Below are 25650 nucleotides of genomic sequence, written 5' to 3'. Positions count from 1 at the left end.
AGACCTTGGCATTCTAGTCCGATGCGCCGCCAGATCAAGTTGACCAGGCCGGGCGCGGGGCGTATCTTGGTTGCCCTTCCCCAGGACCGCCGAGGATACCCATGACCGCCTTCGCCGCCCCCATCGCCGAGCAGATCTGGGACATGAAATACCGGCTGAAGGAGGCCGACGGCACCCCCGTGGACGTCACGGTTGAGGACACCTGGCGCCGCATCGCCCGCGCGCTGGCAGAGGTGGAGAAGGATCCGGCGCAGTGGGAGGGCCGATTCTACGACGCGCTGTCGGGCTTTCGCTATCTGCCCGCCGGGCGGATCACGGCGGGCGCGGGCACTGGGCGCAGCGTGACGCTTTTCAACTGCTTCGTCATGGGCACGATCCCCGACAGCATGGCCGGCATCTTCGACGCGCTGAAGGAAGCGGCGCTGACGATGCAGCAGGGCGGCGGGATCGGCTATGACTTCTCCACCATCCGCCCGCGTGGCGCGGCCGTGCACGGGGTCGCGGCCGATGCCTCCGGCCCGCTCAGCTTCATGGACGTGTGGGACGCGATGTGCCGCACGATCATGTCGGCGGGCTCGCGCCGCGGCGCGATGATGGCCACCATGCGCTGCGACCACCCCGACATCGAGGCCTTCATCGAGGCCAAGCAGGACGCGGCGCGGCTTCGCATGTTCAACCTCTCGGTCCTCGTCACCGACCCTTTCATGGAGGCGGTGAAGGCCGACAGGCCGTGGGACCTGACCTTCGGCGGCAAGGTCTACCGCACCGTTTCCGCGGTCGACCTGTGGAACCGGATCATGCGCGCGACCTTCGACTATGCCGAACCGGGGGTCATCTTCATCGACCGGATCAACCGGATGAACAACCTCGGCTATGCCGAGACGATCGCGGCGACCAACCCCTGCGGGGAACAGCCGCTGCCGCCCTACGGCGCCTGCCTCCTGGGCTCGGTCAACCTCGCGCGGCTGGTGGCCGACCCGTTCGGGCCGGGTGCCACGCTGGACGAGGACGCGCTGGACGATCTGGTGCGCGTGGCGGTCAGGATGATGGACAACACCGTCGACGCCTCGCGCTTTCCGCTGCCGCAGCAGGCGGCCGAGGCCGAGGCCAAGCGCCGTATCGGGCTGGGCGTCACCGGGCTGGCCGACGCGCTCCTGATGGTGGGGCTGCGCTACGGCTCCGATGCGGCCGCCCGTCAGACCGAGGACTGGATGCACCGCATCGCGCGGGCGGCCTACCTCGCCTCGGTCGACCTCGCGAAGGAAAAGGGGGCGTTCCCCCTGTTCGACGCCGAGAAGTTCCTGGCCAGCGGCACCATGATGCAGATGGACGGCGACGTGCGCGAGGCGATCCGCGCGCACGGCATCCGCAACGCGCTCCTGACCTCGATCGCACCCACCGGCACGATCAGCCTTTACGCCGGTAACGTGTCCTCCGGGATCGAGCCCGTGTTCGCCTATGCCTACAGGCGCAAGGTCCTGCAGAAGGACGGCAGCCGCACCGAGGAGGAGGTGGTGGACTATGCCGTCCAGCTCTGGCGCGAACGCTTCGGCGACAAGCCCCTGCCGGAGCATTTCGTCAACGCCCAGACGCTGCCGCCCATGGATCACGTTCGCATGCAGGCGGCGGCGCAAAAATGGGTGGATTCGTCCATCTCCAAGACCATCAACTGCCCCGAGGAAATCAGCTTCGAGGCGTTCAAGGACGTCTACATGGCCGCCTGGGACCAGGGCTGCAAGGGCTGCACCACCTATCGCCCGAACGCGGTGACGGGGAGTGTGCTGAGTGTGGCGAAAGCGGACTTACCGGTTTTGCAGACGAGCGGCGATCGACTTGCGTGGGCGCTGAAAAACTCAAACTTTGCCAATATGGCGCAGCTGTCTTCGGCAACCGGCATCTCCAATACCATGCTCAGCTTCTACAAGAACAATCAGAGAGAGATGTCGCGTGACGGCGCTAGAATTATTGCGGCGGCGCTGGGCGTTCCAGCCGGCTGGCTTCTTTTCGGCGCCACCGAAGCGCCGGAAGTAGTCGCGGTCGGGGAGAATGAACCCCTCACCCCGCACGGCGATGTCGTCTACCTCTCCGAACCGCTGGACCGGCCGCAGGCGCTGGAGGGGGCGACCTACAAGCTCAAGTGGCCCGACAGCGAGCATGCGATCTACATCACCATCAACGACATCGTGCAGGGCGGCCACCGGCGCCCGTTCGAGGTCTTCATCAACTCCAAGAACATGGAGCATTACGCCTGGACCGTGGCGCTGACGCGGATGATCTCGGCGGTGTTCCGAAGGGGCGGCGACGTGTCCTTCGTGGTCGAGGAGCTGAAGGCGGTGTTCGACCCGCGCGGCGGGGCGTGGATGGAGGGGCGCTACATCCCCTCGATCCTGGCCGCGATCGGGGGCGTGATAGAACGCCACATGGTCGCGATCGGGTTCCTCCGGGGCGAGGGGATGGGGCTGAAGTCCGACCCCAAGGCGCAGGTCATGGCAGTTGGCGAGGCGCCGCGCGGCCCGGCCTGCCCGGCCTGCGGGCAGTTCGGGATGCAGAAACGCGAGGGCTGCATGACCTGCCCGAACTGCGGCCATTCGAAATGCGCATGACCTGCGCGGGGTGGCGCGCATGACGGACAGGCTGGAACGTGCCGAGGAAGAGCTGGCGCATCTTCGGCGCACGGTCGACGACCTGTCGGAGGTCGTCGCGAGGCAATCGCGCGAGATCGACCTTCTGACCCGGCGCGTCCTGTTGCTGATGGAACGCGCGGCCGAGGCCGAGGCGGAACGCTCCGGCAGCGTCCCGCTGGCAGACCAGAGGCCGCCGCACTGGTAGCCCTTGCGCCTGGCTCTTGCACCCCGGCGAACACGCTGACAGGTTGGTGTCAGGATCGCGGGCAAGACCGGCGACCAGCATTCACCGACGCGACCCTCCGATGTCTTCCCGACTGTCCGCCTTCTTCGGCGCCCCGCACTGGCCGACCGTTGCCCTGACCTACGCCATCGGCACGGCGGGCGGGGTCGCGGCAAAGCTGGCCCATCTGCCGCTGCCGATGCTTCTCGGCTCGCTCCTCGCGGTGGGTGCGGCCGCCCTGGCCGGCCTGCGCCCGCTCGGCCGCTTGCCGGAAGCGCCGCAGCGGCTGCGGATGCTGTTCATCCCGGTCATCGGCGTTGCCATCGGGGGGGCGGTGCATCCCGGATTGCTGACCGAAGCCCTGGCCTGGCTTCCCTCGCTCGCCATCCTCGCGGTGTTCATCCCGGCGGTGCACTACGCCGGATTCCGCCTTCTGGTCGGGACCGGGCGCATCGACCGGGTGACGGCGTTGTTCGCCACCGCGCCCGGCGGCCTTGTCGAGACCGTGCAGATGGGCGAGGAGGCAGGCGCGGACATGCAGATGCTGATCATGCTGCAGTTCCTGCGGCTGATCCTGACCATCGTCTTCATCCCCCTCTTCTTCACCTGGATGGTGGGCCACGCGGTTGGATCGGCCGGCGGCGCGGCCCTGCCGGGCACGGCGATGGGGCCCGCCGATCTGGCTATCCTCGTCCTTGCCGGTGTCGTCGGCGCCATCATCGGGCTGAAGCTGCGCCTGCCCGCGGGCCATGTCCTAGGCCCGATCTTCCTGTCGGGGGCGGCGCACCTGACCGGGCTGACCGCGGCAGTCCCGCCGCAGGTCGCGGTCTGGGCGACGCAGGTCGTCATCGGCACCTCGCTGGGCGTGCGCTTTGCCGGCATGCCGAAGCGGCGCATCCTCGAGGCGCTGAGGCTGTCGCTGATGAGTGTGGCCCTGATGATGACCGGCGCGGGCCTGATCGCCTGGGGACTGGCCGACGCCGTGGGCGAAACCGTGCCGGCGGTATTCCTGGCCTTCGCGCCGGGCGGGCTGGTCGAGATGGGGCTGATTGCCCTCAGCCTCAACCTGTCGATCCTCTATGTGACCGCGCATCATCTCCTGCGCATCGTCCTTGCGGTGACGGTGGCGCGGATCTTCGCCCGGCGCCTTGCGCGCTGAGGCACGGGCTACAGCAGCCACTCGACCGGCAGCAGCCCGATCGCCCACACCGCCACGCGGAGCGGCCAGGTGGTGTTGGGTTCGGCCGTCCACACCACCTCGTCCCGATCGCCGTGCCCGCCGATCCAGACCAGGCGGCCATTTTCGGCGCGCCGGACACGGTAGGCCCGCGTAGGCAGCATCCGGTCCAGCCAGGCAGAGATCATGGTGGCCAGCGCCGGGCTGTCGATCAGCAGACCCATTTCGCAGTTGAGCCGCCGGGACCGCGGATCGAAGTTGAACGACCCGATGAAGGCGCGGCGCCCGTCGATCTGGAAGGTCTTGGCGTGCAGCGCGGTGCGGGAAATACCCTTGATCCCCAGATCGTCCACCCGCTTGCGCTCCCCCCCCTCGCCCTTCAGTTCCCAGACCTCGACACCGGCATCGACAAGCGCGCCGCGGTAGCCGATGTAGCCGGAATGCACCGGCGCGACATCCGTCGCCTCAAGCGCGTTGGTCAGGGTGCGGACCCGGACCCCGGACCGGGCCAGGTGCGCAAGGCTGTCGGTGGCCTCGGTGCCCGGCACGAAATAGGCGGAAATGACGTCGTAGGCGGCGGCGGGGCGTCCGATCTCGGCCATCAGCGCGCGGGCCATGAGGCCGTCGCCCGCAACCATGCCAAGCGCCTTGGCGGGATCGTCGCTGAAAAGACGGACCGCAGCCCATTCGACGGGCAGAGTCTGGTCGCGGATCTGGTGGCAGAGGGTCGAGGCCCGCACCACCTCGTCTATGTCTGACGCTGGCGCAGGCGACTGTCCGGCCGCCGCGCCGGTCGCAAGGCGGCTTTGCCCCCCAGGCGCCACCGAGACGAGACTTTCCACGGGAAAGGCGGACGCGCTGTTCCAGTACCGGTCGAAATCCGCCCCGACGGCCTGCGCGGCGGGACCCAGCGCCAGCACGTCGAGGTCCGAGTAGAAATGCCCGTTGCCGGTCTCGAAATAGAGATCGCCGATGTTGCGCCCGCCGACGATGGTGACCACGCCATCGACGGTGAAGGACTTGTTGTGCATCCGCCGGTTGAGGCGCGCGAAGTCGAAAAGGTAGTTGAGCATCCGCGGCCGGCGCAACACGAAAGGATTGAAAAGCCGCACCTCAGCCATCGGCATGCGGGAAAGCTGGAGGAGTTCCCGGTCCAGCGACTGTGTGCCCAGGTCGTCCACCAGCAGGCGCACACGCACGCCGCGCGCCGCGGCGGCGGCAAGTTCCGACAGCATCCGCAGGCCGGTCAGGTCGTCCTGCCAGATGTAGTACTGCAGGTCGATCGACGCCTCCGCGGCATGGATCAGCGCCATCCGCGCCGCAAAGGCATCGACGCCGCCCTCAAGCGCCATGACCCCCGAGGCGCCAGGATGCGCGGTGGCCAGCGGCAGGACCGAGGCGCCGAGCGTCGTCCGCTCCGACGGCGCAATCGCGGCAGAGGGAACCCTTTGGTCGAGGGGCGGCAGCGGAAAGACCAGCCTTATCGCCCGGAACGGCGCGGCGAGCACCGTTCCCAGGATGCGCGCGCCCTGCGCAAGCCATCGCGGGCGGCGGCTCACACTTCTTCCACCAGGACGACGCCCGACATCGCCTTGATCGCACCCTTGATCTGGGGATTGACCGGATATTCCCGGCCCGTCTCCACCTCGACCTCGGTGCCGGTGGCGCGGTCGGCGACCAGGAAGCTGATCGGTCCGCGCGACCGGATCTTCGCCTCCTGCTGCATGCGCGCGAGCAGGCCCGCAACCGCGCTGACGGCAGTTTCACTCTCCACATGGATGCGCAGGCCCGCGCTGTCGGCGTCAGCGGCAATCGCATCGACAGGCTGGGCGGCGCGTGCCAGCAGCTTCAGCGTCTCGCCCTCCATGTTCGCCTCGACGGTCAGGACGACGGCATTGCCGGGCTCAAGGTGCTGGCGCGCGGCCTCGAGCGTGTCGGAAAACACCGTGACCTCGTAAAGCCCGGTCGGGTCGGACAGGCCGACGAAGGCAAAGCGGTTGCCGCGCGCCGACTTGCGCTCCTGCCGGTTAGCCACCGTGCCCGCCATTCGGGCGACAAGGGGCGCGCGCTCGGCCGCGGCGGCGACTTCGGCCAGCGTCATCACCTTCCTGCGCCTGAGGGCGGGCATGTAGTCGTCAAGCGGGTGGCCGGACAGGTAGAACCCCACCGCCGCGTGTTCCTCGCCCAGGCGCTCGACCGGCAACCAGTCGTCGACCGGGGCAAGGCGCGGCTCGGGCAGGTCGTCACCCGCTTCCCCGAACAGGGAAACCTGCGAGGACGACGACGCCTCGTGCACAGCCGCCGACCAGGCTGAAAGAGCATCGAGGCTGTCGAAGACGCGCCGGCGGTTCGCGTCCAGCACGTCGAAGGCCCCCGCCCGGGCCAGCATCTCCAGCGGCCGCTTGCCCAGCCGTTTCAGGTCCACGCGCCGCGCGAAGTCGAACAGCGAGACAAAGGGACGCTCGCCCCGTGCCGAGACGATCATCCGCATCGCCTCGACACCGACGTTCTTCAGCGCACCCAGCGCGTAGACGACCTTCCCGTCCCTGACCGTGAAGGTCGCGAAGGAGCGATTGACGCACGGCGCCACCGTCGCGATCCCCATCCGATCGACCTCGCGCTTGTAGACGGCCAGCTTGTCGGTCAGGTGGATGTCGCAGTTCATCACCGCGGCCATGAATTCGACCGGGTGGTTGGCCTTGAGCCAGGCGGTCTGGTAGCTGACCACCGCATAGGCTGCGGCGTGGGACTTGTTGAAACCGTAGTTGGCGAATTTCTCCAGCAGGTCGAAGACCTCGCCCGCCTTCTTCGCCGGCACGTCATGGGTCTTTTTCGCGCCCTCGATGAACTTCGGGCGTTCCTTGTCCATCTCCTCCTTGATCTTCTTGCCCATGGCGCGGCGCAGAAGATCGGCGCCGCCAAGCGAATAGCCCGCCATGACCTTGGCAATCTCCATCACCTGTTCCTGGTAGACGATGATGCCCTGGGTTTCGGCAAGGATGTGGTCGATGGTCGGGTGGATGCTCTCGATGTCGCGCAGGCCGTTCTTGACCTCGCAATAGGTCGGGATGTTCTCCATCGGGCCGGGGCGGTAGAGCGCGACAAGCGCCACGATGTCCTCGATGCAGGTGGGTTTCATGCGCCTGAGCGCGTCCATCATGCCGGTGCTTTCGACCTGGAACACCGCAACCGTCTGGGCGCGGGCGTAAAGGTCATACGCGGCCCGGTCGTCCAGCGGGATGGCGTTGATCTGGTCGACCGCCCCCTCGGGCGGGGCGTAAAGTTCCCGCCCATCGGCGGCGATGTGCAGGTGCCGGCCGCCGTCGCGGATCAGGTCGACGGCGTTCTGGATCACCGTCAGGGTCTTGAGCCCGAGGAAGTCGAACTTGACGAGGCCCGCGGCCTCCACCCACTTCATGTTGAACTGGGTCGCCGGCATGGTCGAGCGCGGGTCCTGGTAAAGCGGCACCAGCTCGTCCAGCGGCCGGTCGCCGATGACGACACCCGCGGCATGGGTCGAGGCGTTGCGCAGCAGCCCCTCGATTTGCTGGGCGTAGTTGAGGAGCCGCTGCACCACCTCCTCGGCGCGCGCGGCCTCGCGCAGGCGGGGTTCGTCGGCCAGCGCCTTTTCGATCGAGACGGGCTTGACCCCCTCGACCGGGATCAGCTTCGACAGCTTGTCCACCTGCCCGTAGGGCATCTGCAGCACGCGCCCGACGTCGCGCACCGCCGCCTTGGACAGCAGCGCGCCGAAGGTGATGATCTGCGCCACCTTCTCGCGCCCGTAGCGCTGCTGGACGTATTCGATCACCTCCTCCCGCCGGTCCATGCAGAAGTCGATGTCGAAGTCCGGCATCGAGACCCGTTCGGGGTTCAGGAAGCGTTCGAACAGCAGCGAATAGCGCAGCGGGTCGAGGTCGGTGATCGTCAGCGCATAGGCGACGAGAGAGCCCGCGCCCGACCCCCGCCCCGGACCCACGGGAATGTCGTGGTCCTTCGCCCATTTGATGAAGTCGGCGACGATCAGGAAATAGCCGGGGAACCCCATCTGCTCGATGATGTCGAGTTCGAACTTCAGGCGCGCCTCGTAATCCTCCACCGTGCCGGAAAGGGGGATGACGGCAAGCCGCGCGCGCAGCCCTTCCCAGGCCTGACGGCGCAATTCCTCCACCTCGTCCTCGGCGAAGCGCGGCAGGATCGGCTTGCGCTTCGACGCCTTGAAGGCGCAGCGCCGCGCGATCTCGACCGTGTTTTCCAGGGCTTCAGGAAGATCGGCGAACAGCGCCGCCATCTCCTCGGGCGTCTTGAGGTAGTGCTGCGGCGTCAGCCTGCGGCGCGGTTCCTGCTGATCGACATAGGCCCCGGCGGCAATGCAGATCATCGCGTCGTGCGCCTCGAACATCTGCGCCTTGGGAAAGTGGACATCGTTGGTCGCCACCAGCGGCAAGCCAAGCCGGTAGGCCATCTCGACATGTCCGCGCTCGGTCAGGCGTTCGGCTTCGGTCAGCCGCCCGCCTTCGCCGGGATGGCGCTGAAGTTCCACGTAAAGCCGGTCCGGGAAGGCCGCGGCCAGCCGGCGCAGCATCGCCTCGGCCTTGCCTGCCTGCCCGGTCTGGAGGAGCCGCCCCACCGGCCCGTCCGGCCCGCCGGACAGGCAGATCAGCCCTTCGGCATGCGCCTCTACCTCCTCCGCCGTGACATGCGGCAGCGCGCCGTCCCCGCGCAGGTAGAGGCAGGTGTTGAGCTTCATCAGGTTCATGTAACCCGCTTCGGACTGCGCCAGGAGGACGATCGGCGCAGGCGGGCGGGCACGTTCGCCCGGCTGAACCGGGTCAAAGTCGAGCGAGAGCTGGCAGCCGACAATGGGCTGGACGCCAGCACCCGCCGCCGTCACCGAAAACTCCAGCGCCGCGAACATGTTGTTGGTGTCGGTCACGGCGACGGCGGGCATCCCCATCTTCTCCGCCAGGGCGGGAAGCTTCTTCACCGGCACCGCGCCTTCCAGAAGCGAGTATTCCGTATGGACGCGAAGGTGGATGAATCGGGGCGCGCGGGTCATGGGGCGACACTAGCGGAGCGGACCGGACAGCGGAAGCAGACTTGGGTCAGGCGACAAGATCGCAGGTCAGGATCCGGCCGCGAAAGTAGACTTCGTAGCCCTCCGGATAGACATAGCCCACCTCGCCCCATTCGGGGATGCGGCGCGGGCCGATCCGGCGGTAGCCCCAGAATCGACCGCGCCAGTCGTAGCGGGCCGGTTGCCCCCATGCGTCCAGCGCGGGGCGGTCTTTCGCCACGACCCGCACGATGTCGCCGTCGGCGTCTAGGGAGAAGGTCACCCTCGCCACGTCACCGGGCAGGCGCAGCGTCGCCTCGACGTGGGAGGCGTCGATCATCCGCCAGCCGATGTGGGGGTTGCACAGGATCGCATCCGGCGCCCAGGGCAGTTCCGCAAGATAGCGCAGCGCCTCGCCCAGGGCGATGTCGCTTCCCGCCTTCGACGCCACCGGAACCGACCCCAGCGCCCGCGCCTCGAGAAGCCCCCCCGCCGCGCCGTCATAGGCATCGACGACACGGAACAGGGGCAGCGGGCCAAGGCGCCGCACCGCTTCCCAGACAAAGCCCGGCGAAGCCAGCGCGACGTGCTGGGTTGCGCGGATAGGGCGAAACGGCGCCCCCTGCCCCAGCCTGAGTTCGGCGCTTTGGGTCAACCGCGCCGCGCGCGGGGCCGGTCCCTCTCCGGCGCCGCCGCGCCGCGCGAAGGCGTCGATCGCGGGCGGCAGGTCGCCCCGGCTTTCCACCCGCCCGCTGCCAAGGGCGCGAACGCGCGCGGAAATGCGCCGTACGAACCGATGCGCGGCCCAGACATGAAGGCCGAGCAAGGGCAGGACGCCGAGGATCACGAGAAAAGCCGCTGCACGCATTGACGCCGCCCCCCGCGCCGCTAAGGTGCCCCCGAAACCGAGGGCTTCGCGCAAGTCTACCCGAGTGATCGGGTCCGGTCATCCAGGACGTCGTCCTCGATGCATTGTTCAGGAAAAATTGAAACTCCCTTCGGAATTCCGGAAGATATAATTCTTGCCATGCGGGCGTCATGCAGGCTTGATTGCGACAGGGAGACGGGGTGTGTTCCGCTTTACGCCGCATCGGGCGGGCACACGACAACCCGGATGAAGAGAAGGCGGCGGGACCACAGTATGAACGACATCGCGTTTCTGTTGAACGGAACGCCTGTCCGCGTGTCGGCCGACAACCCGACGCGGACGCTGTTGGACTGGCTGCGCGAAGGGCGCGGGCTTACCGGAACCAAGGAAGGCTGCAACGAGGGCGACTGCGGCGCCTGCACCGTGATGGTGACGGACGACGCCGGGACGCGCGCGCTCAACGCCTGCATCCTGTTCCTGCCGCAGTTGCACGGCAAGGCCGTGCGCACCGTCGAGGGGCTGACCGGCCCGAAGGGCGAGTTGCACCCCGTCCAGAAGGCGATGGTCGACAAACACGGCAGCCAGTGCGGCTTCTGCACGCCGGGCTTCGTCATGTCGATGGCTGCGGCGCAGGCGAACGGCGCGACCGATCACGACGATTACCTTGCGGGCAACCTTTGCCGCTGCACGGGATACGCGCCCATCATCCGCGCGGCCGAGGCCGTTGCAGGCACGCCCGTGCCGACCTGGGTGCAGGACAGCCCCGCAAGCGCCGGACCCGCGCCGTTCGCGCCCGCCTCCTCCGACGAGCTTGCCGCCTGGTACGCGGCGCATCCCGACGCCACGCTGATTGCCGGGGCGACCGATGTCGGCCTCTGGGTGACGAAGGAATTGCGCGACCTGCCCGAGGTCGCCTTCCTTCACGCCTGCGTCGACCTTCAGCGGATCGCAACGGTGCCGGGCGGGCTGCGGATCGGCGCGGGGGTGACCATCGCCGCCCTGCGCAAGGCTGTGCAGTCCTCTCACCCGACCCTTGCCGAGCTGCTGCGCCGCTTCGCCTCCGAACAGGTGCGCGGCGCGGCAACGATCGGTGGCAACATCGCCAACGGCTCGCCCATCGGCGACACGCCACCCGCGCTGATCGCGATGGACGCGACGCTGCACCTGCGCCGGGGCGACACCCGCCGCGAGATGCCGCTGGAGGCGTTCTTCCTCGACTACCGCAAGCAGGACCGGGCGAAGGGCGAATTCGTCGAGGCGGTCACGATCCCGGACGCCGCGCCGGACCTCGCCTGCTACAAGCTTTCGAAGCGGTTCGATCAGGACATCTCGGCCGTCTGCGGCTGCTTCAACATCACCCGCGAAGGCGGTCGCGTGACCGCCGCCCGGATCGCCTTCGGCGGCATGGCGGGCACTCCGAAACGCGCGGCCTCGGTCGAGGCGGCGCTTGTCGGGCGTGACTGGACGCTGGCCACGATCGAGGCGGCGCTGCCAGCCTTCGCCCGCGACTTCACCCCGATGACGGACATGCGGGCCTCGGCCTCCTACCGGCTGGAGACGGCACAGAACATGCTGGTGCGCCATTTCCACGAAAGCGCCGGCACGCCGGCTTCGGTCCTGGAGGTGCAGGCATGAGCGTCGCAAAACCGATCCCCCACGACAGCGCCGAACTTCATGTCACCGGCACGGCGCGCTACATCGACGATGTGGCGCTGCCCGCGAATACGGCGCATCTGGCCTTCGGCCTGTCGACCGTCGCACACGCCGACATCGTGTCGATGGACCTTTCGGCGGTGAAGGCTGCCCCCGGCGTGATTGCCGTCTGGACGGCGGATGACCTGCCCTTCGCCAACGACGTCTCGCCCTCGGCCCATGACGAGCCGCTGCTGGCGACGGGCACGGTCCACTATGTCGGCCAGCCGATCTTCCTGGTCATCGCGGAAAGCCATCTTCAGGCGCGCAAGGCCGCACGGATGGGCCGGATCGAGTATCGCGAGAAACCCGCGATCCTGACCGTCGACCAGGCGCTGGCCGCGAACAGCCGGTTCGAGGGCGGGCCGGTCGTCTGGTCCAAGGGAGATGCGGCATCGGCCATCGCCGCCGCGCCGAGGGTGATCGTGGGCCGCTTCACCATGGGCGGACAGGAACATTTCTACCTCGAGGGGCAGGCGGCGCTGGCGGTGCCGGCCGAAGGCGGCGTGGTCGTCCAGTCCTCGACCCAGCACCCGACCGAGATCCAGCACAAGGTGGCCGAGGCGATCGGCCTGCCGATGCACGCCGTCCGGGTGGAATGCCGGCGGATGGGCGGCGGATTCGGCGGCAAGGAAAGCCAGGGCAACGCGCTGGCCGTATCCTGCGCGCTGGTGGCGCGGCTGCTGGGGCGGCCCGCCAAGATGCGCTACGACCGCGACGACGACATGACCATCACCGGCAAGCGCCACGACTTCCGCATCGAATACCGGGTCGGCGTGGATGCCGAGGGGCGCATCGAGGGGATCGAGTTCCTCCAGCTCGCGCGCTGCGGCTGGTCGATGGACCTGAGCCTGCCGGTCGCGGACAGGGCGATGCTGCATGCCGACAACGCCTACAACCTCGACCATGTGCGGATCGAAAGCCACCGGCTGAAGACCAACACCCAGTCTGCGACCGCCTATCGCGGCTTCGGCGGCCCGCAGGGGATGATCGGGATCGAGCGGGTGATGGACCACATCGCCCATGACCTCGGGCTGGACCCGACGGAGGTCCGCAAGCGGAACTTCTACGCCGAGGCGCCGGGGGCGCTGCCCCCGGACCCCCGGAGTATTTCGGCCAAAGTGAAAGAGGTGCAGACGACGCCCTATCACATGGAGGTCGAGGACTTCATCCTGAACGGGCTGGTGGCCCGGCTGGAGGCGGATGCGGGGCTGGCGGCGCGGCGCACGGAGATCGCCGACTGGAACCGGCAGAGCCCGATCCTGAAGCGCGGCATCGCGCTGACGCCGGTGAAGTTCGGCATCTCGTTCACGCTCACGCACCTGAACCAGGCGGGCGCGCTGGTCCATGTCTACCAGGACGGGTCGATCCACCTGAACCATGGCGGGACCGAGATGGGCCAGGGCCTGTTCCGCAAGGTCAGCCAGGTCGCGGCGTCAGCCTTCAGCGTCGATGTGGGCCGGGTGATGATCACGGCGACCGATACCGGCAAGGTGCCGAACACCTCGGCCACCGCGGCCTCCTCGGGGTCGGACCTGAACGGCATGGCGGTCAAGGACGCCTGCGACCGCATCCGCGACCGGATGGCCGACTATCTGGCTGCGCAGCACCAGAGCAAGGCCGGCGAGGTCCGGTTCGAGGATGGCAAGGTCATCGTCGGCGGCGAGGAGATGACCTTCGCCGAAGCGGCGAGCCGCTGCTACATGGGGCGGGTCAGTCTTTCGCAGACCGGCTTCTATGCCACCCCCAAGATCACCTGGGACCGCAAGGCGGGGCGCGGGCGACCGTTCTACTACTTTTCCTATGGGGCGTCGGTCACCGAGACGGTGATCGACACGCTGACCGGCGAGAACCGCATCCTGCGCACCGACATCCTGCATGACGCGGGCGCGAGCCTGAACCCGGCGCTGGATATTGGGCAGGTGGAGGGCGCCTATGTGCAGGGTGCGGGCTGGCTGACGACCGAGGAACTGGTCTGGGACGACAAGGGGCGGCTCAGGACGCATGCACCCTCGACCTACAAGATCCCGGCCTGTTCCGACCGGCCGCGCGTCTTCAACGTGGCGCTTTGGGACGGCGCGAACCGGGAAGACACGATCTATCGCTCGAAGGCGGTGGGCGAGCCCCCCTTCATGCACGGCATTTCCGCTTTCATGGCGCTGTCGCAAGCCTGCGCGGCCTGCGGCCCGAACTACCCGGACCTTCAGGCGCCCGCAACCGCGGAGGCCGTTCTGGCTGCGGTCAAGCGCGCAAGGGGGGCGGCATGAGCTTCGATCTGGCAGAAGCGGGCCGCGCGGTGGCGGCCCATGGCCCTGTCGTGCGTGTAGTCGTGGCAGAGGTTGCCGGATCGGCCCCGCGCGAGGCGGGTGCCGCGATGCTGGTCTGGGCCGGCGGGCAGGAGGGAACCATCGGCGGCGGCGCGCTGGAATACGGGGCGGCCGCACGGGCCCGCGAGATGCTGGCCAAGGGCGGCGCGGCGCGGCTGGATCGGATGCCGCTGGGACCGGCGCTGAACCAGTGCTGCGGGGGGGCGGTCACGATCCTCTCGGAGTGCTGGGACGCGGAGGGGCTGCGAGGGCTGGCGGAGGCGGAGGTCGTGGCACGGCCGCTGCCGGGAACGACGGGCGAAATGCCGATGGCCGTCGCCCGCATCCTGAGGCGCGCCCGGGGCGAAGGTTTCGCACCCGCCGCGCGCATCGTGCAGGGCTGGTTCGTCGAGCCGGTGACGGCGCCGGCGCGCGACCTCTGGATCTGGGGCGCGGGCCACGTGGGGCGCGCCATCGTCGCGGTGATGCACCCCCTGCCCGGCTTCCGCCTGACCTGGATCGACACCGACGCGGGCCGCTTTCCGGCCGTGCCGGACGGCGTGGTGCAGCGGATCGCAGCCGATCCCGGCGAGATCGTCACCGAGGCACCGAAAGGCGCGGATCATCTGGTCCTGACCTTCTCGCACGCGCTTGACCTCGACCTGTGCCACCGGTTGCTGGACCACGGGTTCGCCAGCCTCGGCCTGATCGGATCGGAAACGAAGTGGGCGCGATTCCGGTCGCGCCTGGCCGCCCTCGGCCATGCGCCGGACCGGATCGCGGCCATCCGCTGCCCGATCGGCGATCCGCGCCTGGGCAAGCACCCGCAGGCAATCGCCGTGGGCGTGGCCGCAGAGATGATGACGCTGAAATCCGCCAAAGCCCGGACCGAAAAGGAGCGCGCGGGATGACGAGGGAAACGCTGTTGAACATCCGGGGGATCAGCAAATCCTATCCGGGGGTGAAGGCGAACGAGGATGTGTCGTTCTCGATCGGCGTGGGCGAGGTGCATGCGCTTCTGGGTGAGAACGGCGCGGGCAAGTCGACGCTGGTGAAGATGATCTACGGCCTCGTCAAGCCCGACGAGGGCAGCATGGAGCTTCGGGGCAAGTCCTATGCTCCGGCCGAGCCCTCGGAGGCGCGCGGTCTGGGCGTCGCGATGGTGTTCCAGCACTTCAGCCTGTTCGAGGCGCTGAACGTCGCCGAGAACGTGGCGCTGGGGATGGAGAACCCGCCCCCCATGCGGGAACTTGCCGCGCGCATCCGCGCGGTGAGCGAGGAATACGGCCTGCCGCTCGACCCGGCGCGCATGGTGGGGGACCTCTCGGCTGGTGAGCGCCAGCGGGTGGAGATCATCCGCTGCCTGCTTCAGGACCCGAAACTCCTGATCATGGACGAGCCGACCAGCGTGCTGACCCCGCAGGAGGTGGAGATCCTGTTCAAGACGCTGCGCCAACTGTCGGCGGAGGGAACGGCGATCCTCTACATTTCCCACAAGCTCGAGGAAATCCGGGCGCTTTGCGACGGCGCGACGATCCTCCGGCGCGGCAAGGTGGTGGGAACCTGCGTCCCGCGCGAGACGACCGCGCGGGAGATGGCCGAACTGATGGTGGGCGCGACGCTGACCCCGCCCGAGCGGCGCGCAACGGCCAAGGGTGAGGTCGTGCTGGGCGTCACCGACCTGTCGGCCGCCTCGCCCATTCCTTTCGGCACCTCGCTGAAGAACATCGCCTTCACCGTGGCGCGCGGCGAGGTCCTGGGCATCGCCGGGGTTGCCGGCAACGGTCAGGACGAGCTTCTGCTGGCGCTGTCGGGCGAGTTGCGGACCGGCGCCGACCGCATCCGCATCAACGGACACGCTGCCGGAGACCTTGGCCCGAGCGAGCGGCGCAAGGCGGGCCTGGTGGCCGCGCCGGAAGACCGCTACGGCCATGGCGCGGCGCCCGACATGTCGCTGGTTGAAAACGCGCTCCTGACCGGGGCGATCCGGCGCAACCTGACCCGCAACGGCTTCATCGACTGGGCCGCGACACGCGCCTTCGCCGACGAGATCATCCAGACCTACGACGTGCGCACCCCCGGCAACCATGTCGCGGCGCGGGCGCTTTCGGGGGGTAACCTGCAGAAGTTCCTGATCGGGCGCGAGCTGGACCAGAGCCCGCAGGTGATCGTGATCAACCAGCCCACCTGGGGCGTCGATGCGGCGGCTGCGGCGGCGATCCGGCAGGCGATCCTGAACCGGGCGGCCGAAGGCGCGGGTGTCGTGGTCATCAGCCAGGACCTCGATGAACTGCTGGAGATTGCCGACAACTTCGCAGTGCTGAACGAAGGCCGGCTGACCCGGCCAAGAACCGTCGAGGGCCTCACCATCGACGAGATCGGATTGATGATGGGCGGCGCCCACGGAATGGAGGTCGCGCATCATGCTGAGGCTTGAGAAACGCCCGAACCCCTCGAAGTTCTGGCAGTACGGCACCCCGGTGGTCGCCGTCGCCCTGACCATGATCGTGGGGGGGATCCTCTTTGCCTTCATGGGCAAGAATCCTGTCGAGGTGATCCGCACGATCTTCTGGGACCCTATCTTCGGCGAATTCGCCTTCTACCTGCGGGGCCAGCTTCTGGTGAAGGCCGGGCCGCTGATCCTGATCGCGATCGGCCTGTCGCTGGGCTTTCGCGCGGGTATCTGGAACATCGGCGCCGAAGGCCAGTACATCATGGGCGCGATCTGTGGCGCCGCGGTGGGCCTTGCGGTCTATCCGACCGAATCGCGGCTCATCTTCCCGGCGATGGTGATCGCGGGTGCCTTGGGCGGCTGGGCCTGGGCGATGATCCCGGCCATTCTGAAGACGCGCTTCAACACGAACGAGATCCTCGTCTCGCTGATGCTCGTCTACGTCGCGCAGACGATCCTCGCCAAGGCCTCGACCGGGTTCCTGAAGAACCCCGAAGGCATGGGCTTTCCGGGAAGCCGCAACTTCTCGAGCTTTCCTGCCGCGGCCAACCCCGAACTGATCGCCGGAACCGGCATCCACTGGGGCGTCATCGCGGCCTTCCTGGTGGCCATCGTGGGCTGGGTGATCCTGTCGCGCCACATCATCGGCTTCCAGATCAAGCTGTCCGGCCAGGCCCCGCGCGCGGCGCGCTTTCACGGGGTCAACCCGTCGCGGCTGGTGGTGCTGTGCATGGGGGTTTCGGGCGGGCTTGCCGGCCTTGCGGGACTTTTCGAGGTTACCGGGCCGGCGGGCCAGATCAGCATCGACTTCAACGTGGGCTACGGCTTCACCGCGATCATCGTGGCCTTCCTCGGGCGCCTGAACCCCATCGGCATCGTCTTTGCCGGTATCCTGATGGCGCTGACCTATGTCGGCGGCGAGATGGCCGCGACCAACCTCGGCCTGCCCGCGGCGGCGATCCAGGTCTTCCAGGGCATGCTCCTGTTCTTCCTGCTCGGTGTCGACGTGCTGACCAACTTCCGCATCCGCACTGCAATTCTGGGGGTCAAGTGATGGACTTCGGCGGCATCAATCCTGTCATCCTCGTCGCCTCGCTGATGGTTGCGGCGGTCCCGATCATGCTGGCGGCGCTGGGCGAGCTTGTGGTCGAAAAGGCGGGCGTCCTGAACCTAGGGGTCGAGGGGATGATGATCGTGGGCGCGATCAGCGGCTTCATCGCCGCGGTGGCGACCGGCAGCCCGGTCGTGGGCTTCCTGGCCGGGGCGGCGGGCGGCGCGGTGCTGAGCCTCGTCTTCGCCTTCCTGACCCAGGTCGTTCTGGCCAACCAGGTGGCGACGGGGCTTGCACTGACGATGTTCGGGCTTGGCCTGTCGTCGCTGATGGGCCAGGGCTACAACGGCATCAAGCCGCCGCTCACCGGCAAGGTTCCCTTCGGTCCGCTGGCCGACATCCCGGTCCTCGGCCCCATCCTCTTTGCGCATGACTGGATGGTCTATGCCTCGATCGCGCTTGTCGCCGGGGTCTGGTGGGTGCTGCGTGCCACGCGCCTGGGCCTGATCATCCGTGCCGTGGGCGAAAGCCACGACGCCGCCCACGCGCTCGGCTACAAGGTCAACCGCATCCGCCTGATGTGCATCGCCTTCGGCGGCGCCATGGCGGGTCTCGGCGGCGCCTATGTCAGCCTCGTCCGGGTGCCGCAATGGGTGGACGGGATGACGGCGGGTGCCGGCTGGATCGCGCTGGCCATCGTGGTCTTCGCCAGCTGGCGGCCCTGGCGCGTGCTGATCGGCGCCTATCTTTTCGGCGGCATCAGCGTCCTGCAACTCAGCCTTCAGGCTGGTGGGTCGGCGATTCCGGTGGAGTACTTGTCGATGTCGCCGTATCTGGTAACCATCGTCGTGCTTGTGATCATGTCCTCCGGACGCGGCCGGGCAAGCCTGAATGCCCCCGCCGCGCTCGGCCAGAACTTCCACGCCGCCCGCTAGGACGGTGTCGCTGCAAGGCCCTTGAAAGGGCACACCCAACCGGGCCCGAAGCCCAACCAACAGGAGACAGGAATGCTGAGAAGAACCCTGATGACAACGGCCGCGGCGGGCCTCGGCCTGGCGATACTGGGCGGCAGCGCCGCGCTGGCACAGGACAAGACGAAGGCCTGCTTCGTCTATGTCGGCACCATCGGCGATGGCGGCTGGACGCAGGCCCACCACACCGCCGTGATGAAGGCGCAGGAACATTTCGGCGATGCGGTCGAGTTCCAGTGGCAGGAATCCGTCCCCGAGGGCGCGGATTCCGAACGCGTCATGACCCAGATGGCGCTGGGGGGATGCAACATCATCTTCACCACCTCGTTCGGCTACATGGATCCGACCAATGCCATCGCCGCGAAGTTTCCGAACGTGAAGTTCGAACACGCCACCGGCTTCAAGCGCGAGCATCCGAATGTCGGCATCTACAACGCCCGCTTCTACGAAGGCCGGGCGATCGAGGGGCTGATCGCCGGCCGCATGACCCAGACCAACAAGATCGGCTACATCGCCTCGTTCCCGATCCCTGAAGTGATCATGGGCATCAACTCCTACTTCCTCAACGCGAAGAAGGTGAACCCGGATGTGGAACTGTCGGTGGTCTGGGCCTACACTTGGTTCGATCCGGGCAAGGAGGCCGATGCGGCCAAGGCGCTGATGGATGCGGGCGTGGACGTGATCGCGGCCCATACGGATTCCACCGCGGCACTGGCCGAGATCTCCAAGGCCGGCGGCAAGGTCATCGGCTTTGGCCAGGCCTCCGACATGGCCGAATACAAGCCCAGCCCGCGCGTGACCTCGATCATCGACGACTGGTCGCCCTACTACATCCGCCAGATCCAGGCCGTCATCGACGGCAACTGGACCTCGGAGGACACCTGGGACGGCATTGCCCAGGGCACCGTCGGCATCGGAGAGTTCACCGGCCTGCCGGACGAGGTGACGAAGGAGGCCGAGGCGCTGCGCGATGCGATCGCGGCGGGCAGCTATCACCCGTTCACCGGCCCGATCAACAAGCAGGACGGCAGCGCCTGGCTGGCCGAGGGCCAGACCGCGCCCGACGGCGATCTTCTGGGGATGAACTTCTTCGTTGAAGGCATCACCGGCGAGATTCCGCAGTAATCACAGCCCGAACAAGATCGAAAGGCCCCGTGAAGACGGGGCCTTTCCTGTTTAAAGCGGCGTGCACGAGCCCTGGGGGCTCGCGCACAAGACCTCTGGCACTGCGTGCGGGGTCGCCTCCGGCGGGAGTATTTGGGCCAGACTGAAAGGTCATCGGGCACCTGTGCCCCGGGGGCTTCAGCCGGAGAGCCCTTCTTCATCGAGAAGGGTGCGGCCCTCGCGGCTTTCCACCTCAATGACCCAGAGGTCCGGGTCCATCTGGCGCTGGCGGCGGGCGGCGACGTCGACCTCGGCCTCCGGTCCCGCGGCGAGCGTCACCCAGGCGCGCGCGCCGGTCATGAGGTCGAAGCTGCGCTGGAAAAGCTGTGCCTGCCCGTCGAGCGTGGCGAGTTTCACCAGCACCGCCCCCGCGGTCGGGTCGCCGCGGCAGGTGATGTAGGCGGGGATGTCCGCCAGCCGAAGCCGGGCGAGATAGGCGCGCACCCAGAAATCGGCGGTCAGCCGCGGCTCAGTCGCCATCCCGGAAGTCGAGCCCCATCTCGTTGTAGCGTTCGCTTTCCTCAAGCCAGTTCGGCCTTACCTTCACGGTCAGGAAAAGGTGCACCGGGCGGCCGAGGAACTCTGTCAGTTCCTCGCGCGCGGCCTTGCCGACAGCCTTGATCGTCTCGCCCCGGTTGCCGAGCACGATGCCCTTGTGGCCCTCGCGCGCGACGTAGACGATCTGGTCGATGCGGGCCGATCCGTCCTTGCGGTCTTCCCACCGCTCGGTCTCGACCGTGAGCTGGTAGGGCAATTCCTCGTGCAGGCGGAGCGTCAGCTTCTCACGCGTGACCTCGGCGGCGATCATCCGCATCGGCAGGTCGGCGATCTGGTCCTCGGGGTAGAACCAGGGGCCTGCCGGCACTTCCGCGGCGAGCCATTCCTTCAGGTCCTGCACGCCGTAGCCCTTTTCGGCCGAGATCATGAAGGTTTTCGCGAATTCGTAGGCCGCGTTCAGCTCCTGCGAGAGGGCGAGGAGCGTCTCGGCCTTGACCCGGTCGATCTTGTTGATGGCCAGCGCCACGCGGGTTCCCTTGGGCAGCCGGTCCTTCAGCGTGTCGAGGATGGACCTGACCCCTTCGGTCAGGCCGCGGTGCGCCTCGACCAGAAGGACGACGATATCGGCATCCGCCGCACCGCCCCAGGCGGCGGCGACCATCGCCCGGTCCAGCCGGCGGCGGGGCCGGAAAAGCCCGGGCGTGTCGACAAAGACGATCTGCGCCTGCCCCTCCATCGCGATCCCGCGAATGCGCGCGCGCGTGGTCTGCACCTTGTGGGTGACGATGGAGACCTTGGCCCCCACCATCCGGTTCAGGAGCGTGGACTTGCCGGCGTTCGGCTCCCCGATCAGGGCCACGAAGCCCGCGCGTGTCTCAGTCATCAGTTCCCTCCACCCGCGCCAGAAGCGCCTTTGCCGCCGCCTGTTCGGCCTGGCGCTTCGACCCGGCGCGGGCACGTTCGCTTTGCCCGGAGGCCAGGCGCACCTCGACCGTGAACACCGGCTGGTGATCGGGGCCCTCGCGCTCCGTCTCGGAATAGGCGGGGGGCGGCATGCCGCGCGCCTGCGCCCATTCCTGAAGCGCGGTCTTGGCGTCGCGGGCGTCCTCGGCCACCGCGCCGATGCGCGCGTCCCAGAGCCGCAGGACCATCGCGCGCGCCGCCTCGAAGCCCGCGTCGAGGTAGACGGCGGCGATCACCGCCTCGATCGCGTCGCCAAGAAGCGCCTCCTTCCGGCGCCCGCCCGACATCATTTCCGACCGGCCGAGTTTCAGCACCTCGCCCACGCCGGCCGCATGGGCAACGGCCGCGCAGGTTTCCTTGCGGACGAGCGCGTTGTAGCGCGGCGCAAGCTGGCCCTCGGTCGCGGTACCGTCGGCGGCCAGAAGCGCCTCGGCCATGACGAGGCCGAGAACGCGGTCGCCCAGGAATTCGAGCCGCTGGTTGTCAGGCCGCGTCGGAGTCGAGATCGATGCATGGGTCAGCGCGCGCAGAAGAAGCTCGGGCTGCTCGAACTCATGCCCGATCCTGGCCGCGAAGGCCTGAAGATCGGCCGACAGTTTCACTCGATCGCCTTGAAGAAGCGATCCCCCCGCCAGGTCCAGAAAGCGAAGAGAGACCGGCCAGCGGAGGAGAACATGATCCGTTCCGCGCGTCCGATGAGATACTCGGCAGGAACGAGGCCGACACCGCCAGACTGCACGGGAATGCGGCTGTCCTGGCTGTTGTCGCGGTTGTCGCCCATGAAGAAGTAGTTTCCGGGCGGCACCGTGAAGATCGGCGTGTTGTCCGCCCCCCAGCTGTCGGTGATGTTGAGGATGTCGTGCTGGCGACCGCCGGGAAGCGTTTCGGTGAAGCGTTCCTTCTGGCAGATGCCGCCCTGGCCGACCGGATCGTTGGCGCAGCGCGGGACGAGGCGTTCGGACCCTTGCGGTTCCTTGATCTCCTCGAAGATGCCTGCGGGTTCCTGCGGCACCGCCTGCCCGTTGATCTGAAGCACGCCGTCCAGCACCTGGATGGTGTCGCCCGGAAGTCCGATCAGGCGCTTGATGAAGTCGTTGCCCGTCGCGGGATGGCGGAAGACGACGACATCGCCACGCTCGGGCTCGGAGGCCAGGATGCGGCCGGAGACGGGGCAGATCGCGAAGGGGCAGGAATAGCGCGAATAGCCATAGGCCATCTTGTTGACGAACAGGAAGTCGCCGATCAGCAGCGTGTCCTTCATCGAACCGGAGGGGATCCAGAACGGCTGGAAGAAGAGGGTGCGAAAGACCCCTGCGATCAGAAGGGCGTAGACGATCGTCTTGAAGGTTTCGACGATGCCGTCCGTGGCTTTGCTCGACATGATGCGTCCCGTGTTCCTGCGCGCCCCGCTTCATGGGGCCCGGCGCGGGGCGTGTCAAGTTTCCTTGGCGGAACGGGGGCGCGCCTCGATCACGACGAAGGCCTGCGCCCAGGGGTGATCGTCGGTGAGCGAGACATGGACCACCGCCTCATGCCCGGGCGGGGTGATTGCGGCCAGCCGCTCGGCGGCCCAGCCGGTCAGGTGCATGACCGGCTGGCCGGTTCGCAGGTTGGAAACCGCCATGTCCTTCCACGATATCCCCATCCTGAGCCCGGTGCCGAGCGCCTTCGAACAGGCTTCCTTGGCGGCCCAACGCTTGGCGTAGGTTCCGGCCCTGTCCTTGCGCCGTTCGGCCTTGCGGCGTTCCGTCTCGGTGAAGACCCGGTTCAGGAACCGGTCGCCGAACCGGTCGAGCGTGGCTGCGATCCGGTCGATGTTCGCAAGGTCGGTGCCGATGCCAAGGATCATGGGCGGTTGCCTGTCCGTTCAGGCCGATCCCCGTCACGTCAGGCGGCCCGCGTTTCCGATGACGTCCCACATAGCGCATCGGCCGGGCGCGGAACAGGGGAAGGCCGTGGCATCGGCAGGTCTGCAAGTTCGCGCAGCGACATCCGGGCGATCTCGGGGCGTGCCCAGGGATCGTCGCCCGTCGCCGCTGCCGGCGGTCGGGCTTTGGAACGGCGAAGAAATCGAAACATTGTCGGGATCCTTTCCGGCGCTGTCGTGCTGTCGTTCCTGCCCGATCGGTCGCCGTCGCGCATTGCCGGATTGCTGCTTCAGGGTATAGCCTGGCTATATGAACCCGCTGAACCGCATCCCGTTGCCCGCCCTGCGCGCCGTCGAGGCGGTCGCCCGCTGCGGCACGCTGCGCGCGGCGGCCGACGATCTTGGCGTCACGCCGGGCGCTGTCAGCCAGCAGGTGCTTCTGGCCGAACGGCAGCTTGGCCTGACGCTTTTCGAGCGGCGGCCGGGCGGCATGACACCGACGGAACGCGGACGCGAGATCACGGTGCTGCTCTCGCAGGGGTTCGCCCGGATCGGGGCGGCCATCGCGCGCGCCGGGCGCGATCTCGACAACGTCCTGACGGTATCGGTCGCGCCCGTCTTTGCGGCGCGCTGGCTGATCTGGCGCCTGCCGCGATTCCAGGCGGCCCATCCGGGTATCCGTGTCCGCTTCGACGCCGATCTCTCGCTTCTGAACCCCTCGGCGGGCGAGGTCGACCTGTGCGTCCGCGTGGGCAGGGGCGGATGGCCCGGGGTGAACGCCGAGCGGTTGTTCCCGCAAGTGATCTTTCCGGTCTGCGCGCCCGAGCTTGCCCGCAGCCTTCGCACCCATGGCGACCTCGCCCATGTGCCCGTGATCCGCGAAACCCGCGCGAACTTCGGCTGGCAGGACTGGCTTGGCCCCGAAGGCCACCCCGACGTGGTGCCGGGCGAAGGGCCGGTGTTCTCGGACGCGATGCTGTGCCTCGACGCCGCAATGACCGGCGCGGGCGTGTACCTGACATTCGAGACGCTGGCCGTCGATGCCCTGGCCAACGGTCGCCTTGTGGAACCCTTCCACGGCCGCCACGCGACGCAGAACCATTACTGGCTCGTCACGGCGGAAGACAGGCGTCCGGGGCGCGCCGTCCGAGCCTTCTCGCGCTGGCTGAAGGAGGAAACGGCAGCGGCCGGTCTGGGTCGGACGCGGGGCGCCGCGCCGCCGCCGTAGCTTAACCGCCGCGCGACTCGTCCATCAATTGGCGCATCTTGCCGATGGCTGTGTCCAGTCCGACGAAGATCGCCTCTCCGATCAGGAAATGCCCGATGTTGAGTTCGCGGACTTCGGGCAGGGCGGCGATGGGTCCGACGGTGTCGTAGGTCAGCCCGTGGCCGGCGTGGACCTCCAGCCCCAGCGAATGCGCAAGCCGCGCGCCCTCGGCAAGGGCTGCAAGCTCCGCGTCGCGTTCGGCAAGACGACCCTCGGCATGCAGGTCGCAGTAATGGCCGGTGTGAAGTTCCACCACTGCCGCGCCGATCCGGGCGGACGCCTCGATCTGGCGGGGATCGTGGCCGATGAACATCGACACGCGGCTGCCCGCCTCCCGCAGCGGCGCGATGTAGTCGGTGAGACGGGCGATGTCGGCGGCGACGTCAAGCCCGCCCTCGGTCGTCCGCTCCTCCCGCTTCTCGGGGACGATGCAGACGGCGTGCGGGCGGTGGCGCAGCGCGATGGCCTGCATCTCGGCCGTTGCGGCGCACTCGAAGTTGAGCGGTCGCGTCAGCGACGCCATCAGCCGCTCGATATCCGCGTCGACGATGTGGCGCCGGTCCTCGCGCAGATGCGCGGTGATGCCGTCCGCCCCCGCCGCCTCGGCCAGAAGCGCCGCGCGCACGGGATCGGGCCACGCGGTGCCGCGCGCGTTACGGACGGTCGCCACATGGTCGATGTTCACGCCAAGCCTGAGTTGCGCCACCTGAGCTGCTCCGTTCGTCGATGGGTCGGGGATCACGTTAGAACAGGCCATGGGACGCTGTGAACGGGTGAATCGTCATCGGTACAATTCACCTCAGTTCTTCTCGCGCCGCTCCTCGGCGCGTGCGTGCAGCTTCTCGCGCAGTTTCTCCAGCCGGTCCTTCAGCTTCTTCCGCCGCCGTTTCTGGTAGGCGGCGATCACCGGCTCGGACAGCCAGTAGCTGACGACACCGGCGATCAGGCCGGGGATCAGCCCGCCCACGAGGTAGGGCAGGAAGACCCTGTCGAAGAAGCCGATCAGGTTGTCCCAATGCGCGACGGTATCCGTGAACAGCGCGAGGAAGTTGTGCTTCAGGTCCTGCCCCGCACCCACGAATTCGCCGAACAGCGTGGCATGGGCGGCCTCGTCAAACTCCGTCCCGAGGATGAAATGGCCGATCTTGAGGGAACTGAAGGCGATGATGGGAAAGGTAAGCGGGTTGCCGAAAAAGGTGCCAAGCAGCGCCGCGAGCACGTTGCCACGCACAAGTCGGGCAGAAAGATAGGCGGCGATGAAGTGGAACCCGTAAAGCGGTGTGAAGCTGACGAAGACGCCAGCGGCGACCCCGCGGGCGATGCTGCGCGGGTTGTCGGGCAGGCGGTGGATGCGGTGCCGGACATAATGGAAGGCGCGCGTCCAGCCGCCGCGGGGCCAGAACGACTCCGCCAGCATCTGCAGGTAGGTCCGCGGGTTGCGCCGCTTGAAGACCACCGGTCAGCTTCCTTC

21 protein-coding genes are annotated in these 25650 nt (G+C 67.9%); 11 read left to right on the top strand and 10 right to left on the bottom strand.

Annotated elements, in window-relative coordinates:
* Nucleotides 1–101 precede the first annotated feature (101 nt).
* From N5I32_RS12500 to N5I32_RS12490, 3 genes are all read left to right on the top strand, one after another.
* Entirely contained in the window at nt 102–2603 is a 2502-nt protein-coding gene (locus N5I32_RS12500) for an adenosylcobalamin-dependent ribonucleoside-diphosphate reductase (protein WP_261496211.1), read from the top strand.
* 19 nt (nt 2604–2622) lie between these two features.
* Entirely contained in the window at nt 2623–2829 is a 207-nt protein-coding gene (locus tag N5I32_RS12495; protein ID WP_261496210.1) for a SlyX family protein, read from the top strand.
* Nucleotides 2830–2929: 100 nt separating this feature from the next.
* On the top strand, nt 2930–4006 hold the full coding sequence (locus N5I32_RS12490; RefSeq protein WP_261496209.1) for an AbrB family transcriptional regulator: 1077 nt from the start codon (nt 2930–2932) through the stop codon (nt 4004–4006).
* A gap of 8 nt (nt 4007–4014) precedes the next feature.
* On the opposite strand, the gene N5I32_RS12485 is transcribed toward N5I32_RS12490, so the two are convergent.
* The 3 genes from N5I32_RS12485 to N5I32_RS12475 are packed head-to-tail and all read right to left on the bottom strand — an operon-like array spanning nt 4015 to nt 9948.
* Nucleotides 4015–5583: a phospholipase D family protein gene (locus tag N5I32_RS12485; RefSeq protein ID WP_261496208.1), complete on the bottom strand. Its 1569-nt coding sequence runs from the start codon at nt 5581–5583 to the stop codon at nt 4015–4017.
* On the bottom strand, nt 5580–9083 hold the full coding sequence (gene dnaE, locus N5I32_RS12480) for a DNA polymerase III subunit alpha (RefSeq protein WP_261496207.1): 3504 nt from the start codon (nt 9081–9083) through the stop codon (nt 5580–5582). Before dnaE ends, N5I32_RS12485 begins: the two co-directional genes overlap by 4 nt.
* A 46-nt stretch (nt 9084–9129) precedes the next feature.
* Nucleotides 9130–9948 (bottom strand): DUF6544 family protein, encoded by an 819-nt coding sequence (locus N5I32_RS12475; RefSeq protein WP_261496206.1) that lies wholly within the window; start codon nt 9946–9948, stop codon nt 9130–9132.
* Between the two features lie 273 nt (nt 9949–10221).
* Between N5I32_RS12475 and N5I32_RS12470 the strand changes: the two genes are divergently transcribed.
* From N5I32_RS12470 to N5I32_RS12440, 7 genes are all read left to right on the top strand, one after another.
* Entirely contained in the window at nt 10222–11583 is a 1362-nt protein-coding gene (locus N5I32_RS12470) for a xanthine dehydrogenase small subunit (protein WP_261496205.1), read from the top strand.
* Entirely contained in the window at nt 11580–13907 is a 2328-nt protein-coding gene (gene xdhB / locus N5I32_RS12465; protein WP_261496204.1) for a xanthine dehydrogenase molybdopterin binding subunit, read from the top strand. Before N5I32_RS12470 ends, xdhB begins: the two co-directional genes overlap by 4 nt.
* Nucleotides 13904–14857, top strand: a complete 954-nt coding sequence (gene xdhC, locus N5I32_RS12460; protein ID WP_261496203.1) for a xanthine dehydrogenase accessory protein XdhC — start codon at nt 13904–13906, stop codon at nt 14855–14857. Before xdhB ends, xdhC begins: the two co-directional genes overlap by 4 nt.
* Complete coding sequence (locus N5I32_RS12455; protein ID WP_261496202.1) at nt 14854–16383, top strand: ABC transporter ATP-binding protein; 1530 nt, start codon at nt 14854–14856, stop codon at nt 16381–16383. The genes xdhC and N5I32_RS12455 overlap by 4 nt, the downstream gene beginning before the upstream one ends.
* Entirely contained in the window at nt 16370–17452 is a 1083-nt protein-coding gene (locus N5I32_RS12450) for an ABC transporter permease (protein ID WP_261496201.1), read from the top strand. The genes N5I32_RS12455 and N5I32_RS12450 overlap by 14 nt, the downstream gene beginning before the upstream one ends.
* Nucleotides 17452–18384, top strand: coding sequence for an ABC transporter permease (locus tag N5I32_RS12445; protein WP_261496200.1), 933 nt, complete (start codon nt 17452–17454; stop codon nt 18382–18384). The genes N5I32_RS12450 and N5I32_RS12445 overlap by 1 nt, the downstream gene beginning before the upstream one ends.
* A gap of 72 nt (nt 18385–18456) precedes the next feature.
* Nucleotides 18457–19545, top strand: a complete 1089-nt coding sequence (locus N5I32_RS12440; protein ID WP_261496199.1) for a BMP family ABC transporter substrate-binding protein — start codon at nt 18457–18459, stop codon at nt 19543–19545.
* A 177-nt stretch (nt 19546–19722) separates the two neighbouring features.
* Here N5I32_RS12440 and N5I32_RS12435 read toward each other — a convergent pair whose 3' ends face one another.
* From N5I32_RS12435 to acpS, 5 genes are read right to left on the bottom strand one after another with little or no spacing between them, the layout of a single operon-like run.
* A complete protein-coding gene (locus N5I32_RS12435) occupies nt 19723–20064 on the bottom strand; it encodes a DUF1491 family protein (RefSeq protein WP_261496198.1) in 342 nt (113 codons plus the stop codon).
* A complete protein-coding gene (gene era / locus N5I32_RS12430; protein WP_261496197.1) occupies nt 20054–20965 on the bottom strand; it encodes a GTPase Era in 912 nt (303 codons plus the stop codon). The genes N5I32_RS12435 and era overlap by 11 nt, the downstream gene beginning before the upstream one ends.
* Complete coding sequence (gene rnc, locus N5I32_RS12425; protein ID WP_261496196.1) at nt 20958–21647, bottom strand: ribonuclease III; 690 nt, start codon at nt 21645–21647, stop codon at nt 20958–20960. Before rnc ends, era begins: the two co-directional genes overlap by 8 nt.
* Nucleotides 21644–22426 carry a signal peptidase I gene (gene lepB, locus N5I32_RS12420; RefSeq protein ID WP_261496195.1) on the bottom strand — a complete coding sequence of 261 codons (783 nt, stop codon included), beginning with the start codon at nt 22424–22426 and terminating at the stop codon, nt 21644–21646. The genes rnc and lepB overlap by 4 nt, the downstream gene beginning before the upstream one ends.
* 54 nt (nt 22427–22480) lie before the next feature.
* A complete protein-coding gene (acpS, locus tag N5I32_RS12415; RefSeq protein WP_261496194.1) occupies nt 22481–22894 on the bottom strand; it encodes a holo-ACP synthase in 414 nt (137 codons plus the stop codon).
* A gap of 328 nt (nt 22895–23222) precedes the next feature.
* On the opposite strand from acpS, the gene N5I32_RS12410 reads away from it, so the two are divergent.
* A complete protein-coding gene (locus tag N5I32_RS12410; protein WP_261496193.1) occupies nt 23223–24140 on the top strand; it encodes a LysR substrate-binding domain-containing protein in 918 nt (305 codons plus the stop codon).
* A gap of 1 nt (nt 24141) precedes the next feature.
* Here N5I32_RS12410 and N5I32_RS12405 read toward each other — a convergent pair whose 3' ends face one another.
* Together N5I32_RS12405 and N5I32_RS12400 are read right to left on the bottom strand one after the other, a co-directional pair.
* Nucleotides 24142–24885, bottom strand: coding sequence for a pyridoxine 5'-phosphate synthase (locus tag N5I32_RS12405; RefSeq protein WP_261496192.1), 744 nt, complete (start codon nt 24883–24885; stop codon nt 24142–24144).
* A 93-nt stretch (nt 24886–24978) separates the two neighbouring features.
* A complete protein-coding gene (locus tag N5I32_RS12400) occupies nt 24979–25635 on the bottom strand; it encodes a DUF2062 domain-containing protein (RefSeq protein WP_261496191.1) in 657 nt (218 codons plus the stop codon).
* Nucleotides 25636–25650: the final 15 nt, after the last annotated feature.

The sequence above is a fragment of the Albidovulum sediminis genome (genome assembly GCF_025380365.1).
Taxonomy (GTDB): domain Bacteria; phylum Pseudomonadota; class Alphaproteobacteria; order Rhodobacterales; family Rhodobacteraceae; genus Albidovulum; species Albidovulum sediminis.
The sequence above is the reverse complement of the archived record's forward strand: the minus strand, read 5'-3'. Positions and strand labels throughout refer to the sequence as shown.

Coding starts and splice junctions, on each gene's coding strand:
- N5I32_RS12495 (WP_261496210.1), top strand. CDS start 2,623: ATGACGGACAGGCTGGAACGTGCCGAGGAAGAGCTGGCGCATCTTCGG.
- acpS (WP_261496194.1), bottom strand. CDS start 22,894: ATGATCCTTGGCATCGGCACCGACCTTGCGAACATCGACCGGATCGCA.
- N5I32_RS12475 (WP_261496206.1), bottom strand. CDS start 9,948: ATGCGTGCAGCGGCTTTTCTCGTGATCCTCGGCGTCCTGCCCTTGCTC.
- N5I32_RS12470 (WP_261496205.1), top strand. CDS start 10,222: ATGAACGACATCGCGTTTCTGTTGAACGGAACGCCTGTCCGCGTGTCG.
- xdhC (WP_261496203.1), top strand. CDS start 13,904: ATGAGCTTCGATCTGGCAGAAGCGGGCCGCGCGGTGGCGGCCCATGGC.
- N5I32_RS12445 (WP_261496200.1), top strand. CDS start 17,452: ATGGACTTCGGCGGCATCAATCCTGTCATCCTCGTCGCCTCGCTGATG.
- lepB (WP_261496195.1), bottom strand. CDS start 22,426: ATGTCGAGCAAAGCCACGGACGGCATCGTCGAAACCTTCAAGACGATC.
- N5I32_RS12435 (WP_261496198.1), bottom strand. CDS start 20,064: ATGGCGACTGAGCCGCGGCTGACCGCCGATTTCTGGGTGCGCGCCTAT.
- N5I32_RS12500 (WP_261496211.1), top strand. CDS start 102: ATGACCGCCTTCGCCGCCCCCATCGCCGAGCAGATCTGGGACATGAAA.
- xdhB (WP_261496204.1), top strand. CDS start 11,580: ATGAGCGTCGCAAAACCGATCCCCCACGACAGCGCCGAACTTCATGTC.
- N5I32_RS12455 (WP_261496202.1), top strand. CDS start 14,854: ATGACGAGGGAAACGCTGTTGAACATCCGGGGGATCAGCAAATCCTAT.
- N5I32_RS12440 (WP_261496199.1), top strand. CDS start 18,457: ATGCTGAGAAGAACCCTGATGACAACGGCCGCGGCGGGCCTCGGCCTG.
- N5I32_RS12450 (WP_261496201.1), top strand. CDS start 16,370: ATGCTGAGGCTTGAGAAACGCCCGAACCCCTCGAAGTTCTGGCAGTAC.
- N5I32_RS12410 (WP_261496193.1), top strand. CDS start 23,223: ATGAACCCGCTGAACCGCATCCCGTTGCCCGCCCTGCGCGCCGTCGAG.
- N5I32_RS12490 (WP_261496209.1), top strand. CDS start 2,930: ATGTCTTCCCGACTGTCCGCCTTCTTCGGCGCCCCGCACTGGCCGACC.
- dnaE (WP_261496207.1), bottom strand. CDS start 9,083: ATGACCCGCGCGCCCCGATTCATCCACCTTCGCGTCCATACGGAATAC.
- era (WP_261496197.1), bottom strand. CDS start 20,965: ATGACTGAGACACGCGCGGGCTTCGTGGCCCTGATCGGGGAGCCGAAC.